Annotated in this window: 18 protein-coding genes; 13 read left to right on the top strand and 5 right to left on the bottom strand. The window is 41.3% G+C overall.

Going from position 1 to position 14,161, the window contains the following annotated elements:
• Positions 1–34 precede the first annotated feature (34 nt).
• The 6 genes from OCV39_RS06615 (at position 35) to OCV39_RS06590 (ending at position 1,938) form a co-directional block, all read left to right on the top strand.
• On the top strand, positions 35–301 hold the full coding sequence (locus tag OCV39_RS06615) for a hypothetical protein (RefSeq protein ID WP_261889346.1): 267 nt from the start codon (positions 35–37) through the stop codon (positions 299–301).
• A gap of 194 nt (positions 302–495) precedes the next feature.
• Positions 496–732 carry a hypothetical protein gene (locus OCV39_RS06610; protein WP_261889345.1) on the top strand — a complete coding sequence of 79 codons (237 nt, stop codon included), beginning with the start codon at positions 496–498 and terminating at the stop codon, positions 730–732.
• Positions 732–1,103: a hypothetical protein gene (locus OCV39_RS06605; RefSeq protein WP_261889344.1), complete on the top strand. Its 372-nt coding sequence runs from the start codon at positions 732–734 to the stop codon at positions 1,101–1,103. Before OCV39_RS06610 ends, OCV39_RS06605 begins: the two co-directional genes overlap by 1 nt.
• Positions 1,104–1,112: 9 nt before the next feature.
• Positions 1,113–1,292, top strand: a complete 180-nt coding sequence (locus OCV39_RS06600; RefSeq protein ID WP_261889343.1) for a hypothetical protein — start codon at positions 1,113–1,115, stop codon at positions 1,290–1,292.
• Positions 1,293–1,355: 63 nt separating this feature from the next.
• The gene (locus tag OCV39_RS06595; RefSeq protein ID WP_261889342.1) at positions 1,356–1,592 is read left to right on the top strand and encodes a DUF7220 family protein; all 237 of its coding nucleotides are present in this window, start codon (positions 1,356–1,358) and stop codon (positions 1,590–1,592) included.
• Positions 1,593–1,632: 40 nt separating this feature from the next.
• Positions 1,633–1,938, top strand: a complete 306-nt coding sequence (locus OCV39_RS06590; protein WP_261889341.1) for a helix-turn-helix transcriptional regulator — start codon at positions 1,633–1,635, stop codon at positions 1,936–1,938.
• A 156-nt stretch (positions 1,939–2,094) separates the two neighbouring features.
• Here OCV39_RS06590 and OCV39_RS06585 read toward each other — a convergent pair whose 3' ends face one another.
• Entirely contained in the window at positions 2,095–2,772 is a 678-nt protein-coding gene (locus tag OCV39_RS06585) for a hypothetical protein (protein WP_261889340.1), read from the bottom strand.
• Positions 2,773–2,959: 187 nt separating this feature from the next.
• A complete protein-coding gene (locus OCV39_RS06580; RefSeq protein WP_261889339.1) occupies positions 2,960–4,144 on the bottom strand; it encodes a tyrosine-type recombinase/integrase in 1,185 nt (394 codons plus the stop codon).
• Positions 4,145–4,325: 181 nt separating this feature from the next.
• Here OCV39_RS06580 and sbcB point away from each other — a divergent pair, with 181 nt between their 5' ends.
• From sbcB to purT, 5 genes are all read left to right on the top strand, one after another.
• A complete protein-coding gene (sbcB, locus tag OCV39_RS06575) occupies positions 4,326–5,750 on the top strand; it encodes an exodeoxyribonuclease I (protein ID WP_261889338.1) in 1,425 nt (474 codons plus the stop codon).
• A 39-nt stretch (positions 5,751–5,789) separates the two neighbouring features.
• Positions 5,790–6,155: a CidA/LrgA family protein gene (locus tag OCV39_RS06570; protein WP_017052304.1), complete on the top strand. Its 366-nt coding sequence runs from the start codon at positions 5,790–5,792 to the stop codon at positions 6,153–6,155.
• A complete protein-coding gene (locus OCV39_RS06565) occupies positions 6,155–6,832 on the top strand; it encodes an LrgB family protein (protein WP_113795711.1) in 678 nt (225 codons plus the stop codon). The genes OCV39_RS06570 and OCV39_RS06565 overlap by 1 nt, the downstream gene beginning before the upstream one ends.
• Positions 6,833–7,169: 337 nt before the next feature.
• A complete protein-coding gene (cdd, locus tag OCV39_RS06560) occupies positions 7,170–8,057 on the top strand; it encodes a cytidine deaminase (protein ID WP_017052306.1) in 888 nt (295 codons plus the stop codon).
• Positions 8,058–8,263: 206 nt separating this feature from the next.
• Positions 8,264–9,439, top strand: coding sequence for a formate-dependent phosphoribosylglycinamide formyltransferase (gene purT, locus OCV39_RS06555; RefSeq protein ID WP_261889337.1), 1,176 nt, complete (start codon positions 8,264–8,266; stop codon positions 9,437–9,439).
• Between the two features lie 238 nt (positions 9,440–9,677).
• Here the strand turns inward: purT and OCV39_RS06550 are convergent, their stop codons facing one another.
• Positions 9,678–10,325 carry a thiopurine S-methyltransferase gene (locus OCV39_RS06550; RefSeq protein WP_029203337.1) on the bottom strand — a complete coding sequence of 216 codons (648 nt, stop codon included), beginning with the start codon at positions 10,323–10,325 and terminating at the stop codon, positions 9,678–9,680.
• A gap of 300 nt (positions 10,326–10,625) precedes the next feature.
• Between OCV39_RS06550 and OCV39_RS06545 the strand changes: the two genes are divergently transcribed.
• A complete protein-coding gene (locus OCV39_RS06545) occupies positions 10,626–11,396 on the top strand; it encodes a RelA/SpoT domain-containing protein (protein WP_261889336.1) in 771 nt (256 codons plus the stop codon).
• 125 nt (positions 11,397–11,521) lie between these two features.
• Here OCV39_RS06545 and ihfA read toward each other — a convergent pair whose 3' ends face one another.
• Both ihfA and OCV39_RS06535 read right to left on the bottom strand, forming a co-directional pair.
• Positions 11,522–11,818 carry an integration host factor subunit alpha gene (gene ihfA, locus OCV39_RS06540; RefSeq protein WP_017052310.1) on the bottom strand — a complete coding sequence of 99 codons (297 nt, stop codon included), beginning with the start codon at positions 11,816–11,818 and terminating at the stop codon, positions 11,522–11,524.
• A 515-nt stretch (positions 11,819–12,333) separates the two neighbouring features.
• On the bottom strand, positions 12,334–13,464 hold the full coding sequence (locus OCV39_RS06535; RefSeq protein ID WP_261889335.1) for an HD-GYP domain-containing protein: 1,131 nt from the start codon (positions 13,462–13,464) through the stop codon (positions 12,334–12,336).
• 484 nt (positions 13,465–13,948) lie between these two features.
• On the opposite strand from OCV39_RS06535, the gene OCV39_RS06530 reads away from it, so the two are divergent.
• Positions 13,949–14,140 (top strand): hypothetical protein, encoded by a 192-nt coding sequence (locus OCV39_RS06530; RefSeq protein WP_017052313.1) that lies wholly within the window; start codon positions 13,949–13,951, stop codon positions 14,138–14,140.
• Positions 14,141–14,161: the final 21 nt, after the last annotated feature.

The raw sequence follows: 14,161 nt of genomic DNA, 5'->3' as shown, positions 1-14,161 counted from the left end.
TTAAATACAACCTAAGGTGTTAAAGAGAAAGCACATGAAATTTATACCATTAGAATCAATCAGCAAAACACTAGAAGGCTCAAAAGCCATTCAGTTACATAAGGCAAGTTTCGAGCACTTCCTTGCGAACACGCCAAAGTCGGACCCGTTTTACGACGAGCTAAAGCAGCTTATTCAACTCAGTAATCAGTGTGAAGGTTTAGAAATAAACGTTGGCAGTGAGAGCTTAGAGATCATCCACCAGTTCAACGCTCTTTCTGAGCAATTGAGCAGTAAGTTAAACGTCATTCAGTTTAACTAGAACTTTGTGCAATGAGGATTTTAGAAGGCTTAGATATGAGAAAACCCCTATCAGTGACCAAACCGATAAGGGTTAACTTTGTGCAATGAGACTTAGATAAACCAAGAACTCGCAATCAGTATATAACTGGCTGACCACCAATTTCAAGTACTTAGGCTGATTGCGGGGAATCACCCCAAATAAAAGGTAACGCAATGAGTGCATTATTTAAAACAAGCCAAGAAGCTTTCATCGGTAAGCATATTACTTCTAGATTGGAAGATGACGGCTACAAACCATTTGAGATCAGTAAGGCCGTAGAGCACGCGATCAACTTCTACCGTTCTAATGCTCGATTCGCTCGCGGAAAGGTATTTGATGAATGCTTAACACGAGCACGCCAGCTACTTGCCCCAAAAGCTTCAAAGCGCACGACTAAGGCAAAAGCCTAATGACCTCAGAAGAACGCAAGCGTGAACTAGTAGCTAAGCGAGCAACGAAACTAAGAGCAAAACGTAAGGCAAGTGGCAATCATGACTTACGTGTTTCTCTTAATGCGCAAGAACAGCAAAAGCTAAACGAAATTTGTACATTCTTCGCCTACCCTTCAGAGCCATACAGTCAAGAAGAGGCGCTGCAATCGCTTATCCATCGTGTTCACGCTGATATTCCGAAAGTTGAAAAGAGTTTAGGTAAGTGCAGCAAATGTGGAGAGCAATTACCCCAAGGCTGCGCCAAATTACGCGAAGGCGGTTTGTTTAAGGGTGATGCCATGTGTTGGCACACAATTAATCGAGTTCGAATTTATGAGCTTGCGGGCTAAGGGGAATTGATGACTTTAGATCCAATTGTTATGACATTTAAGCCAGCCTTTGAGCTCTGGGCTGCTGCTCAGTTTGGTGAGGGCAAGGTCGATTTGAGTTTTAGTGAGGATATTGGCTTTACCGACGATTACGTGAGCGCAATGTTCTTAGGGTTTTGTGCAGGTGCAATGACAGGAGAAATTGTATGACAGTAGGTACTTATATTTTTGTTTGCGTGGTGTTTTACGGTTTGTATTCATGGAAAGAACGCGATGCAGACTAGAAAGCACAGCTTATTGGAAAGTGTTGTTAATGTGTTTATCGGCTACTGGGTTGCGCTATTGAGCCAACTGCTGATTTTCCCTTACTTTGATGTGAATTTACCCATCACTGACAACCTGTTAATAGGCGCTTTCTTTACTATTGTGTCGATCATTCGTAGTTATTTGATTCGACGTTTGTTTAATAACAGGGTTAATAACAACCCTATTTCTGACATGCCGAACTGACCAACGGCATCTATCTACTTTTAATAAGGAACTTTGTGCAATGAGTTACTCACAGTCCGAGACTTTAAGTTTAAGCTTCAATTACACGCCACCTGCATTTGTGAAGGCTAGTAATTCCAAACCTGAAACAGCCATTTACGATGCATCTAGATACTCTGAATCATCAAACAAGATCATGTGTCATCAAGAAGTGTTAGATTTTTTCGATAAAAAGCGTACCACCATAATCAGCTGGCGTAAGAACCGAGGTTTTCCAGAGCCAATAAGTAAATCACCACTGCGTTGGATCAGAGCTGCCGTGATGGAGTGGATAGAGTATGAAGGAGGGTTTAAGTCTAACAGCTAACAATGGTTAGTAAATTGGCACTTGGATGAGTTTAACTTAATTGGTGTGAGTTTTAAGGCGATTAGAGAATTGCACAAACTGGAAATGCGACGTGAATTATTCACGCCGCAATACTTGATAAAATGGCGAGGTTTATCAATAGTGCGCTATTGGAACTTAGTTTATAGTCCGAGGGCAAGTCGTTGTCCCATAAGTCAAATTAACTGTTGAACCAAGTGAGTAAACACATACTGTCGAGCCATCCATAGCTTTAGTCTGACTCATGAGCACTTGAAAAGTATCGATACTATTCGCAGGATTAGGTACATGAGTATTGTATCCTCTTGATTTTTCAGGCAATGGATTTACTGGCGGTGACTGAAAATTTGTTGACGAATTTAACATAGCTTTACCAGTATCATTCATACTTCTACCTGTTGAATTGAGATTTTCCGCGATACTATTCAAGTTTTTATTTCGAATATCTCTCGTATAACCCACAACATTTTGCTCCCATTGATATTGACCTTGTAGAACCTCATCAAAGCCATAACAATATTGAAGTAAACTCGCTTTATCTATACTTATTAACTCAATTTTCTGTTTAAGCTTCTTTTCATCGTAAGCCGCTACCCGTAGTACATTCCCTACAGAATTAAGCAGTTGATTTCGTTTTTCTTGTGAAATTTCCCCACTTTCATAACAAGCATTTGCTAAAACAACTTTTCGGGCTGTTGTAATATGCCCATACTCATTGAATTGGTATCCCCCAAACGCAGAAACTAGCTGGGAATTAGTACACCCTGCGAGTAAAAATGTAACCACAATTACGCCTACTATATTTTTAAATTTCATTTTTTTACTATCGTTAGATTTTTTGGATAAGTTTCGATCCTAACCCAACAAAAAGGACGCTGCACTTTATTTTACAAAAAATGAAAAAAAAGTTTGGAACTTTGAGGTACTCGAACAGCAATAAAATCTTACAAAACCCATAACAATAATGCTTATGACGCAATACAATAGATCACGTAACACTTAGCTAATTTATCGATGTCAGTTCTATTTTAACTTGCCCAAAAAGAGCATCCGCAAATATCTCATACCCTTCTTTTTGCTCAGCCAACCAATCATGTTTGTTATATATGGCCATAACTCCAACTAGCTCATGACCGAGCATCTTTTCTGTAACGTGTGGCATGGTGCCCTGCTCTGAACATAAAGTAGATATACTGCGCCTGAAGTCATGAGTTCGCCAGTGAGGTAAGTCCATCGAATCACGAAGCCTTCTTATATAACGATTTGCCCCTGAAATAGTGATTGGCTTATGTAATGATGCCCCTGGGAAAAGGTAGTCATCATAAATATTCATTAATCGCTCTAACATTGGTTTAATATGTTTAGGAATTGGCCTGCGAATGGTATTACCCATTTTGCTCAGTTCTGGTGGTACGGTCCAAACATCATTAATCATGTCGAAATGGCAACGCCTTGCTTGGCGCAATTCTGATATCCGGTTACCCCAAAGAATGGTCATTAGGTGTAAATTCTTCGTTGAAGTACCTGCTTTACTACGCTCAATAGCTATCCACACTTTTGCCAATTCCGGCAATGACAAAACTCGATCACCAGCTGTTGATTGTTCTCCAACATCTTGCTGTTTTATCTTTTCAAAATGAGTACCATCGATAATGAATTTTGATTTGCAAAAATTGAGACAACCTCGCATCTTTGAGAAAGCAGAGTTGGCCGTTTTAGGATTCTTCTTGGCGATTTCATCAAACCAGTGCATCCATTCTCGTGCAGTGACTTTCTCTACATCTCTATCTAGAAATGCATGATAGAAATAGTTTTTCGCAACCGACTCATAAAGAGTGCGTGTTCCCTCTTTTTGATTTGAGACTTTATTTTCAAACCAGAAATCTAAGCAGTCTTTTAGGGTGATGAAGTCGGTTTCACCCGTTAAGGCTATTTCAGGGTTTCGCCCTTCTTCTTTAAGTTCAAGCATCCTTTTGTGGATTTGCCTTGCATTCTTAAGGCTTATTATCGGATACTTGCCTATACGTATGCGTTTGTTTTTACCGTTGTATCTGCATCTATACTGAAATGTGATATTTGCCTTTGGAGATATTTTAGCTATTAAGCCTTCTCCATCATTCAATTCTGCGACTCCGTCATACTCATTTGACTTAGAGATAGCCTTCAATTGTTTATCAGTTAAGCTCATTTGTTTGCCTTTAAAATTAGGACGCAGCACTTAGCAAAAATGGACACATATTTAGACGCAAATACATATGTAAAACGCACTAAAACAATAAAATTCGATTGAAAATATAGCACAACAAATGATGCTAATCGACTGATAACAAAGGGCTGTTTTGAATAATCCAAAGCAAAGCACAAAAAGCATGAATACTGATGAACAGGCTACATACTTCTTCTTCGATTATGAGACTTGGGGCGTGAGTCCTGCCAAGGATCGTCCAAGCCAGTTTGCTGGTGTACGTACCGACCAAGATTTCAATATTATTGGTGAACCTCTTGTTATTTACTGCCAACTACCATCAGATTATCTGCCGGGGCCAGAAGCGGCTTTAATTACTCGAATCACGCCACAGAAAGCGATGAAAGAAGGCCTCCCTGAACCTGAATTTATCGCTAAAATTCATGCTGAACTGTCAAAGCCAAATACCACCAGCTTGGGTTACAACAGCATTCGATTCGATGATGAAGTGACACGCTATACTTGTTACCGTAACTTTATCGATCCGTATGCATGGAGCTGGCAGAACGGCAACTCTCGCTGGGATCTGCTCGATGTAATGCGCGCCTGTCATGCTTTGCGTCCAGAAGGTATTATTTGGCCTGAGAACGATGAAGGCTACCCAAGCTTTAAACTTGAGCACCTTTCAAAAGCGAATGGCATCGAACATGAAAATGCCCATGATGCGATGGCAGATGTGATCGCAACGATTGAGCTGGCGAAAAAGCTCAAAGCAGCACAACCTAAGATGTTCGATTATCTCTACAACATGCGCCACAAACGCAAACTGAACGAGCTGGTGGACATCGTGAACATGACTCCTCTGATGCATGTTTCAGGTATGCTTGGTCGAGATTGTTCCTACACAAGTTGGATTGTGCCTGTTGCTTGGCATCCAACTAATAACAATGCCGTCATTGTTGTTGATTTAGCAAAAGATCCAACCCCACTTTTTGATCTAGGTATTGATCAACTGCATAAACGTATGTTTACCAAGCGTGACGATCTCGCAGCGGATGAACTTCCTGTTCCAGTTAAATTAGTCCATTTGAATAAATGCCCAATTCTGGCACCGGCTAAAACATTAACCGCAGAAAATGCAGCTAACATTGGCATTGACCGCGAACAGTGCTTAAAACATTTGGCGTTGTTGAGACAGAATCCTGAGATCCGTGAAAAGCTGATTGGTCTGCACAGCATTGAGCGTCAATTTGAATCGTCTGATGATGTAGATACTAAATTATACGAAGGCTTTTTCTCTCCAGCGGACAAAGCTTCGATGGATATTATTCGTCAAGCTGATCCACAACATCTTGGAACTCTTGATATTACATTCCGAGATCCGCGAATTGAGCCGCTGTTATTCCGCTACCGTGCGCGTAACTACCCTTGGACACTCAGTGAATCAGAACAACAACGCTGGGCAAACCATAGTCGCGAGTACTTCGAAAGTCGTATTGAAAGTTATATGCTTAATCTGGAAAACTTAGTTCACGAACATGAAAGTGACGAAAAGAAGATCGCTCTTTTAAAATCGGTATACCAGTACGTGGAGAAACTCGTCTCTTAAGTACAAAATACGCTTATCTTCTATGGAACATATCTCACTATGGCGAAAACGCTTCTTGGCTACATTGTCTCTTTTGCATTGATATTAGGATCCCTTTCCGCTGGGCTTGGGATCCAGCATTTACTGTCGCTCTCAATTCCTGGCAGTGTCATTGGCATGCTTATTCTTTTCGGGTTAATGGCCTCTGGCTTAGTTCCGGTACATTGGGTTCAACCTTCTGCAAGCCTACTCATCCGTTTTATGATACTGCTGTTTGTGCCCATCAGTGTCGGGCTCATGGAACATTTCGATATGCTGCTGAATAACGCTCTGCCGATTATGGCCAGTGCAGTTGGCGGTACTCTTATTGTTTTAGTGAGCTTAGGTTGGGGTTTAGACCGATTTTTGAAGAAGGGGAACAAGTAATGTGGTTACTCGTTACGATTGCCGTTTTCCTATTCGCTCGATGGCTTAGTATAAAATCAAGCAACCCTATTATGAATCCATTGCTGATCAGCATTGCGATCATTATACCGCTGCTGACTTTCTTGAAAGTCCCATTTGAAACGTACTATGCCGATAATGAATGGATCAGCTTTTTGCTTCAGCCTGCTGTTGTTGCCCTCGCTTATCCTTTGTATGAACAACTTCCACAGATACGTGCGAATTGGCGCATCATCATGCTTGCTTGTGGCGTTGGCAGCGTGCTGTCTATGCTGAGTGCCACGCTGATTGCTGTTTATTTTTCCGCAGACATCACGCTAATAGCAAGTTTGTTAGGCAAGTCGGTCACCACCCCAATTGCGATGGAAGTCTCAAGTCACTTAGGAGGAGAACCTGCAATAGCCGCGATTTTGGTGCTCATTGTTGGCTTGTTTGGAGCGATTGCTGCCTACCCTATTTATAGCTTACTGAATATCACACATCCGATTGCAAAAGGTTTAACCATGGGAACCGTTTCTCATGCATTAGGCACTGCGACATGTGCAGAAACCGATCCCAAAGATGCTGCGTTTAGCTCTTTGGCCTTAGTTTTGTGCGGTGTGATTACTTCTATTCTTGCACCCTCTTTCTTTGATTTGGCCGTTTGGCTTTCAAATTAAGGCTAAGTTTTCAAATTAAGACCAAGCTTTCAGATTAAGACTAGGCTTTCAATCATAAAGGCGTTGATTCTCTAATCTCGCCTTAAATGTGGTCAATTAATCATCAGCGATTGACCATTTACCACTTATCCTCTTTCATTTCGCCCACTTTGTGTCGCAGTCAGGGGCAACAATACATGACGTGAATAACAATTTTCCCCTTGTAATCGTTATCATGTGTGACCTCACTCTAATATTGCAACAGAACACCTCGTTACATTTGATAATGTGACCTGCGCCTCAGCATCATTTTACTGATGTCATAGAATTAACTTCAACGCTTATACAAGGATTCACCATGAAGAGTCGCATTATTCAGGCATTAGAAGCCGCACCAACTAACATTACAGAGTTCTTATCTCCTATTCTTCTTGCTGACAATTTTGATGCGACAATATCAAAAGAGCAGTTTGATGAGCTTCTTTCTATTACTCAAATGAAAGATAACGAACTGCGCATTGCACTACTGCCATTTGCTGCGGCTTACTCTTACGCACCAATCTCCAAATTTTATGTTGGAGCGGTAGTTCGAGGTCTTTCTGGCCGTTTGTATTTCGGTGCAAACATGGAAGTGGCTGGCGCACAACTTGGTCAAACTGTTCACGCAGAACAGTCGGCTATCAGCCACGCTTGGATGAAAGGTGAAGAGGGACTGAGCGACATTACCATCAACTTTAGCCCATGTGGCCACTGTCGCCAGTTTATGAATGAATTGACAACAGCAAAAGAGTTGATGATCCAACTTCCAGAACGCGAAGAGATGTCACTTCAACAGTACCTTCCAGATTCATTCGGCCCTGCTGATCTTGGTATTACTTCTGGCTTGATGACAAAAACTGATCACCAAGCAACCACCTCTGACAGTGATCCACTTATTGTCAGTGCTCTGGGTGCTTTAAACCGTAGCCATGCGCCTTACACTAAAAACCTTAGTGGTGTCGCGATTAAAGTGAGCAACGGAAATACTTACCTAGGCGCTTACGCTGAAAATGCAGCATTCAACCCTAGCCTACCACCACTTCAAGTTGCGATTGTACAACTACTGATGGCTGGTAATGATATTCAGGATATTGAATCTGCTGCTCTAGTTGAAATGTCAGAAGGGGCAATCAGCCACCTTGCAGACACTCAGTCTACACTTGAAGCGATTAACCCTGATATCCCTGTTAGTTATGCTGCGCTGTAATTCGAGACGCGCATAATCAAGCGATGTTGAAGTAACGATACATAACTCAGCATCGTAATGATTACATTTTGAGAAAGACGCTATTCATTAGCGTCTTTTTTACGTTTAAAATTTCACCGAACAGTTGCGCAAACGTTTGCTTCTTGATTTGAATGCAGTATTATCGCCGCAGTCATTTTCTGAAAAGCATAAATTTAAGGGTTAACATGTTTGGTACAGCTACGCGCAAAAGCGCAACTCGTGTTCTATTACTAGGTTCTGGCGAGCTTGGTAAAGAAGTCGCCATTGAATGTCAGCGGTTGGGTTTAGAGGTCATTGCGTGTGATCGCTACCCTAACGCTCCTGCAATGCATGTCGCGCACCGTAGCCATGTTCTAGATATGTTAGATGGTAAAGCTCTGGAGAAAGTCATCGAGCTTGAAAAACCAGATTATGTTGTTCCTGAGATTGAAGCAATTGCTACTGATAAGCTGGTCGAATTAGAAGCGAATGGATTGAATGTGGTGCCTAGTGCGAAAGCGACTCTGCTGACGATGAACCGTGAAGGGATCCGCCGCTTAGCTGCCGAAGAGTTATCGCTACCAACTTCTCCTTATCGTTTTGCTGATTCTTATGAAGATTTTGTTTCCGCCGTTGAGTTTGTAGGGCTACCTTGTGTCGTCAAGCCTGTCATGAGTTCGTCAGGTAAGGGGCAAAGTGTTATAAAAACCGAGAACGATATTGATTGTGCCTGGAATTATGCGCAAGAAGGCGGACGCACTGGCGCTGGTCGAGTCATCGTTGAAGGCTTTATCGATTTTGATTATGAAATAACGCTGCTGACGGTGCGTGCTGTCGATGGTGTACATTTTTGTGCGCCTGTTGGACATCGTCAGGAAGATGGCGACTACCGTGAATCATGGCAGCCTCAGCGTATGTCTGAAAGTGCACTTAAAGAAGCTCAGCGTGTCGCAGAGTCGGTAGTTAATGCGCTAGGCGGTTATGGCATCTTTGGGGTAGAACTGTTTGTAAAGGGCGATAACGTTGTTTTCAATGAAGTCTCTCCACGCCCACATGATACCGGAATGGTCACGCTGATTTCTCAAGAGTTGTCTGAATTTGCTCTGCATGTTCGAGCGTTCACTGGTATGCCAATCAACACCATTACTCAATATGGTCCGTCGGCATCTGCTGTTGTTCTTGCGGCTGGTACTTCGGACAACATCTGCTTTGACGGTTTGCAGGATGCACTGGCAATGCCTCAAACTCAAATCAGATTATTTGGGAAACCGGACATTGATGGAACGCGTCGTCTAGGTGTGGCATTGACTCGTCGTGAGACTATCGAAGAAGCCGTTGACGCTGCCATACTGAGTGCCAGTAAGGTTACGATTCATTTCTAGGCCAACAATGTTAGGAATGCTATCGAGTCTGTGCTTGATGAATATTTGCTAGCTAGGTTTTGTTTAGATCGGTTCTGGTTAGATAGGTTCTGGATAGATAGGTTTTGGCTAAATAAGCCCTTACTTAATGAACTTTTGCTGCAAAGCGTTAGGTTTCCACTAGGATTCCTTTCCACTAAGCCTTTGCAGCAAATATTACATTGTTACGCCGTCACTAAAGATTCACACGGTTTCAGCACTATTTTGCTTCTAACAGCCAAACCTCTTCTGCAAATCGACTCAGCCCTTTTTTAATTCGTGGGTGATTCTCGTCAGCATCATCTCTATAAAGGTGTGTAATAGTAAAATCGTCAAACAGTGTCTTGATCTCTGCATGCGGAACACTGAATGGAGGCCCTGCCATCTCTTCTTGTGCGTAATCCAAGCCTACCAGTAATATCTTTCCTCCTGGTTTCAACACGCTTTTCAGTTTTTCAACATAAGCTTGACGCATAGATTCAGGCATAGCGATCAAAGCCGCTCGGTCATAAATCAGCTCTACATCATCAATTGGCGCATTGAAATAGTCCCCAGCATAGATATCAAGTTCATCAAACTGATAGCGTTCATATTGGCCGTTCATCGTTGTCACTAATGGCGTGTACAAATGCTCAGCAAACAGAGCCCGCACAGCGATTTTGCTCAACTCTACGCCTTGCACACTATCGTGCTTAGACGCCAACCAGATCAAATCTTCGCTTTTACCACACATAGGAACAAAAACGTTTTGTGTGCGTGATGGCTCTAACGCTTGCCAAAACTGAGTTAAAAGAGGGTTTACATCTTCTAAATGGAAGCCAATTTGATTCGCGGCCCATTTATTATGCCAAAATTCAGGATCGTTCATGTTTAATTCATATTCACTGTAGATAATGGATACATCAAATAGAGAGTAACTGATTACAAGCTCAGACAAAACCTTCGCATTAAATTGACATACGAAAGAAGAGGTTTGTTACTCTCTGTTTTAACAGAAATAAAGTGCAATGTAGCTCACATTTTATTGATGTATTAAGACTTCAGGGTTGGTTTTAGTTTTTCTACCCCAAGGTCATTAATAGTTAAATTTGGTTATACAGTTAGATTTCTTGAAAACACGTTACTGCCTTTAAGTGCCCTTTTTTGTAACAGTAATCTAGGAGTGTAAATGGCCCCTTTTCTCCGTACAGCAGCATTAATGCTATTGGTACTCAGTCGCGCGCCTGCATTTGCAGCAACCGTGTCATCACCTTCCACTGAACAAAACCGATCCTCACAGAATGAAGTCTCTCCTACGCTTTTCAAACATAGCCTAAGTGGACTTTACGGAATAAAACCCATTAAATCGTCACCAACTCAACCTTATGATGATTTTGATATTCTTTACAGCAAAGCACACCAAGCTCAACTGGAGCTAGAAACTATCTGTAAAAGCACAGCGTTATTAACTGATTCTTCCGCACTCTTTGCTGGTGTGAAGTCACAAGATCGTGCCATTGAGAAAATTAATCTAGAACTTGATGGTCAAACAAACAGAATCACCGACCTCGCTCGTGCCACGATAATTGCAGACGATGTAGAAAGCTTAGTCACGGTATACGAAACCATTAGCCGTGAAGCTGAAATCGTAAAAGTCAAAAACCGATTTAAATCCCCAGCCCCTTCAGGCTACCGTGATTTAAACCTGTTGGTTCGTCTTCCAAAAACAAACATCGTCGCTGAGGTTCAATTGCACTTAAAAGCAATAGCGGAAGTGAAAAGTGGAGCCGAACATGAGCTTTACGAAATCATCCAAGGTATTGAACGTGTGGCGAGTGCGCAAAATCGAGCTCTGAATGATATTGAAACCGCGCAGATAACGAGTTTGCGTCGTCAATCTTTAGAACTCTACCAACAGGCGTGGCAGCCTTACATTACCACTCAACTTAAAGCAGCATAGTCACGGCTAACAATACTTGCTTAAACGCTACAACGACAAAGGCACGCTAATCAGCGTGCCTTTTTAATTTGATTCATTAGATACAAAAAGACCACGCGAGGCGTGGTCAATTGCTTGGGCGTAGCTTACTTATCTAACTTAATGTCTTCAACGCGAGCTTTTAATTTCTGCCCAGGTCTAAAAGTAACTACACGGCGAGCAGTAATTGGAATGTCTTCTCCGGTTTTTGGATTTCGGCCCGGACGTTCGCTTTTTTCACGAAGATCAAAGTTACCAAAACCAGAAAGTTTAACCTGTTCGCCACTTTCGAGTGCTTTACGAACTTCTTCAAAAAACACTTCAACCGTTTCCTTGGCATCCCGCTTACTGTATCCAAGTTTTTCAAACAAGTTTTCAGCCAAATCGGCCTTTGTGAGCGCCATAAAACTATCCTCAAAGGTGTGTTAAACATTGCTACTTAATTAGTAGCGCCAAAGCATTTCACTTAGCCAATCAACAACATATCGGCTTTACTTGGAAAGTGTATGCCAAGCTTCTGATTTTCGCCAACTTTTTTCAGTCCATCTAGATATACATCATATAAATCAAACAGATAAGAATTCGGTACAATGAGCACAAAAAGCACATCAAAAGTCAAAAAATAGACAACTGCGGAATTTAAATTCAGAAATAACAAAATAATCAGTACAAAACTCTATTTGATAGATCGCTTAAAAATTTTGTCAATTTGTGTATTTACTCATAAATAGTTACTAAAATCAGTATGTTGAACACTCAAAGTGCATACTCAATTGGTCACACTGAAATAGTTGCATAACATGAATAAGTCATTTTGATGCTCAATATTATCCCCCGAAGAGAACAAATATTCCAAGCATACCGTCTACCTTTAACCCATTGAGTTATCGCGATACTTCGTAACACCAAACCCATCGTGCTATCCGCCAATTGCATCTCTGTTTTTATCTCTAATCGCGACAAACTGGTCTAGGTTATCTAAAAGCAAATCAACGCATTCGGGATCAAAAAGTAAGCCACTGTTCTCTTTTATGTAAGCAATTACACCTTCCATTGACCACGCCTCCTTATAAGCTCTCTTACTCAATAGTGCATCAAACACATCCGCTAAAGTGACAATTCTGGACTCCAATGGAATGTTTGTGCCCGACAAATTGTCAGGGCTTCCACTGCCATCATAGCGTTCGTGATGATGTCGAATAATGTTTTTGAGTAGACCCATATCGCTTCCCATCACCCAATCTTTATCTATGTAACAAAGCACTTCATCTATAATTTCAACACCATATATTGTGTGCTTTGACATTATTTTTCTGTCATTGGATGAAAATCGTTTATCACTAAAAAGTACATCATCTGGAATTTTGTATTTGCCAATATCGTGAAAAGGAGCGTAATGAGCGATTAAATGAATAAATCTATTGTCGATTGGATGAGTGTCCGCCAACAACCTTGCCAGCAGTTCACTGTACTTTCCCATTCGAATCAAGTGCTCTTTTGTCTCCGGATCCCGCGCATGCCCAATGTTTAATGCAATCGCGAGTGCAGACCGAAGATGATGCTGACGCTCACAGTGCTTAAGTATAAGGCCGTTAACAACCTGCGATATAAATGCACAATCTCGTTGAAGTTTTTGACAATCGAAATAGCTCTCTGTGTCTGCATTGATAAATAGAACACCAATCGTTTTCCCGTCATAAATTAACGGTGATGTGTAACTGCTTCGGTGCCCTATCTGAAGAAGTTTTACGGTTCGATCATTCTGATTCAACCGTTTTAAGTCGCTCACAACACGGACATTTTGCTCTGTAACGACACAAGTTAAACTCGACCTAAGTGATAGCACTTTTTTATACAGATCGTTGGTTGAAGAGCCCTCTAGCGAGTCTAAAACAAAAAAATTCGCTAACTGATCGTCATCAACCAGCGTCACAGAGAAGCGAGAAAGGTTTTGGTAAGTCTCTTTTGAAAGTTTAAATATCTGCGTGAATATCGATGATAGTTCTTGTTCTGTGTTCGCAACATAATTTAGTCGCTGGTAATCAAACATATAACCAACCTATTTTCATATTTATGTTTATTCTCAAATTCAAAAGTTACGGTCACACTATGTGTTGAACTACTATTACTATTGCATATAGAGGCCACTTAAAAAATAGGGTTAATACAATTATCAAACTGTGATCAAAAAATGTTAATGAATAGATATAAAAATACTTACCTAAACGTTGCTTTTAAGATCAATATCTCACTGATCTCATAAACATCGGTCGAATCACTGTCACCATGCGCTCCATTTATCACCAATCACATCGACTCAGTTTTCACACTCTCTCCCTTTTAATTTCCAGTTTTGGTGCTTATTAGTTCCAAAAATGAAAATTAAGCTTACCTACTTTTGGCTGATATCGCGTTGACGACCACGCTTGAGAGGCGCATTCTTTGCTTTCCATGCAGAACAATAAAGACTTCGTTATGAGTGAATTCATTAGCAGTTTGTTCTGTACAACAAGTCGATTAGGGGGAAAGGTCACATGAATAAAATTGTTATGTTAGTAATGGGGCTATTTTTTACGAGTCGGTTGTTTGCCAGTATTGTTCCTCATGCCACTCAACTTGAGCATGACGCCCCTATTCTGATTCGTTCAGCACTCATCGTCGGCGTTGTGAGTTATCTCATCTGGGCTGGGTTCAAGTACCTTAAAAAGAACAAAGCATCTCGTTAGTTCTGTGTTGTAGTACCGAGC

Origin of the sequence: Vibrio cortegadensis, assembly GCF_024347395.1 — a bacterium.
Classification (GTDB): domain Bacteria; phylum Pseudomonadota; class Gammaproteobacteria; order Enterobacterales; family Vibrionaceae; genus Vibrio; species Vibrio cortegadensis.
This window is presented reverse-complemented; position numbering and strand designations above follow the sequence as displayed.

Excerpts from the sequence above, each read along its gene's own strand:
- OCV39_RS06570 (WP_017052304.1), top strand. The coding sequence starts at position 5,790 with ATGGCGAAAACGCTTCTTGGCTACATTGTCTCTTTTGCATTGATATTA.
- OCV39_RS06550 (WP_029203337.1), bottom strand. The coding sequence starts at position 10,325 with ATGAACGATCCTGAATTTTGGCATAATAAATGGGCCGCGAATCAAATT.
- ihfA (WP_017052310.1), bottom strand. The coding sequence starts at position 11,818 with ATGGCGCTCACAAAGGCCGATTTGGCTGAAAACTTGTTTGAAAAACTT.
- OCV39_RS06530 (WP_017052313.1), top strand. The coding sequence starts at position 13,949 with ATGAATAAAATTGTTATGTTAGTAATGGGGCTATTTTTTACGAGTCGG.
- OCV39_RS06585 (WP_261889340.1), bottom strand. The coding sequence starts at position 2,772 with ATGAAATTTAAAAATATAGTAGGCGTAATTGTGGTTACATTTTTACTC.
- OCV39_RS06545 (WP_261889336.1), top strand. The coding sequence starts at position 10,626 with ATGGCCCCTTTTCTCCGTACAGCAGCATTAATGCTATTGGTACTCAGT.
- OCV39_RS06600 (WP_261889343.1), top strand. The coding sequence starts at position 1,113 with ATGACTTTAGATCCAATTGTTATGACATTTAAGCCAGCCTTTGAGCTC.
- OCV39_RS06565 (WP_113795711.1), top strand. The coding sequence starts at position 6,155 with ATGTGGTTACTCGTTACGATTGCCGTTTTCCTATTCGCTCGATGGCTT.
- OCV39_RS06580 (WP_261889339.1), bottom strand. The coding sequence starts at position 4,144 with ATGAGCTTAACTGATAAACAATTGAAGGCTATCTCTAAGTCAAATGAG.
- OCV39_RS06590 (WP_261889341.1), top strand. The coding sequence starts at position 1,633 with ATGAGTTACTCACAGTCCGAGACTTTAAGTTTAAGCTTCAATTACACG.
- OCV39_RS06535 (WP_261889335.1), bottom strand. The coding sequence starts at position 13,464 with ATGTTTGATTACCAGCGACTAAATTATGTTGCGAACACAGAACAAGAA.
- cdd (WP_017052306.1), top strand. The coding sequence starts at position 7,170 with ATGAAGAGTCGCATTATTCAGGCATTAGAAGCCGCACCAACTAACATT.
- OCV39_RS06610 (WP_261889345.1), top strand. The coding sequence starts at position 496 with ATGAGTGCATTATTTAAAACAAGCCAAGAAGCTTTCATCGGTAAGCAT.
- purT (WP_261889337.1), top strand. The coding sequence starts at position 8,264 with ATGTTTGGTACAGCTACGCGCAAAAGCGCAACTCGTGTTCTATTACTA.
- OCV39_RS06595 (WP_261889342.1), top strand. The coding sequence starts at position 1,356 with ATGCAGACTAGAAAGCACAGCTTATTGGAAAGTGTTGTTAATGTGTTT.
- OCV39_RS06605 (WP_261889344.1), top strand. The coding sequence starts at position 732 with ATGACCTCAGAAGAACGCAAGCGTGAACTAGTAGCTAAGCGAGCAACG.
- OCV39_RS06615 (WP_261889346.1), top strand. The coding sequence starts at position 35 with ATGAAATTTATACCATTAGAATCAATCAGCAAAACACTAGAAGGCTCA.
- sbcB (WP_261889338.1), top strand. The coding sequence starts at position 4,326 with ATGAATACTGATGAACAGGCTACATACTTCTTCTTCGATTATGAGACT.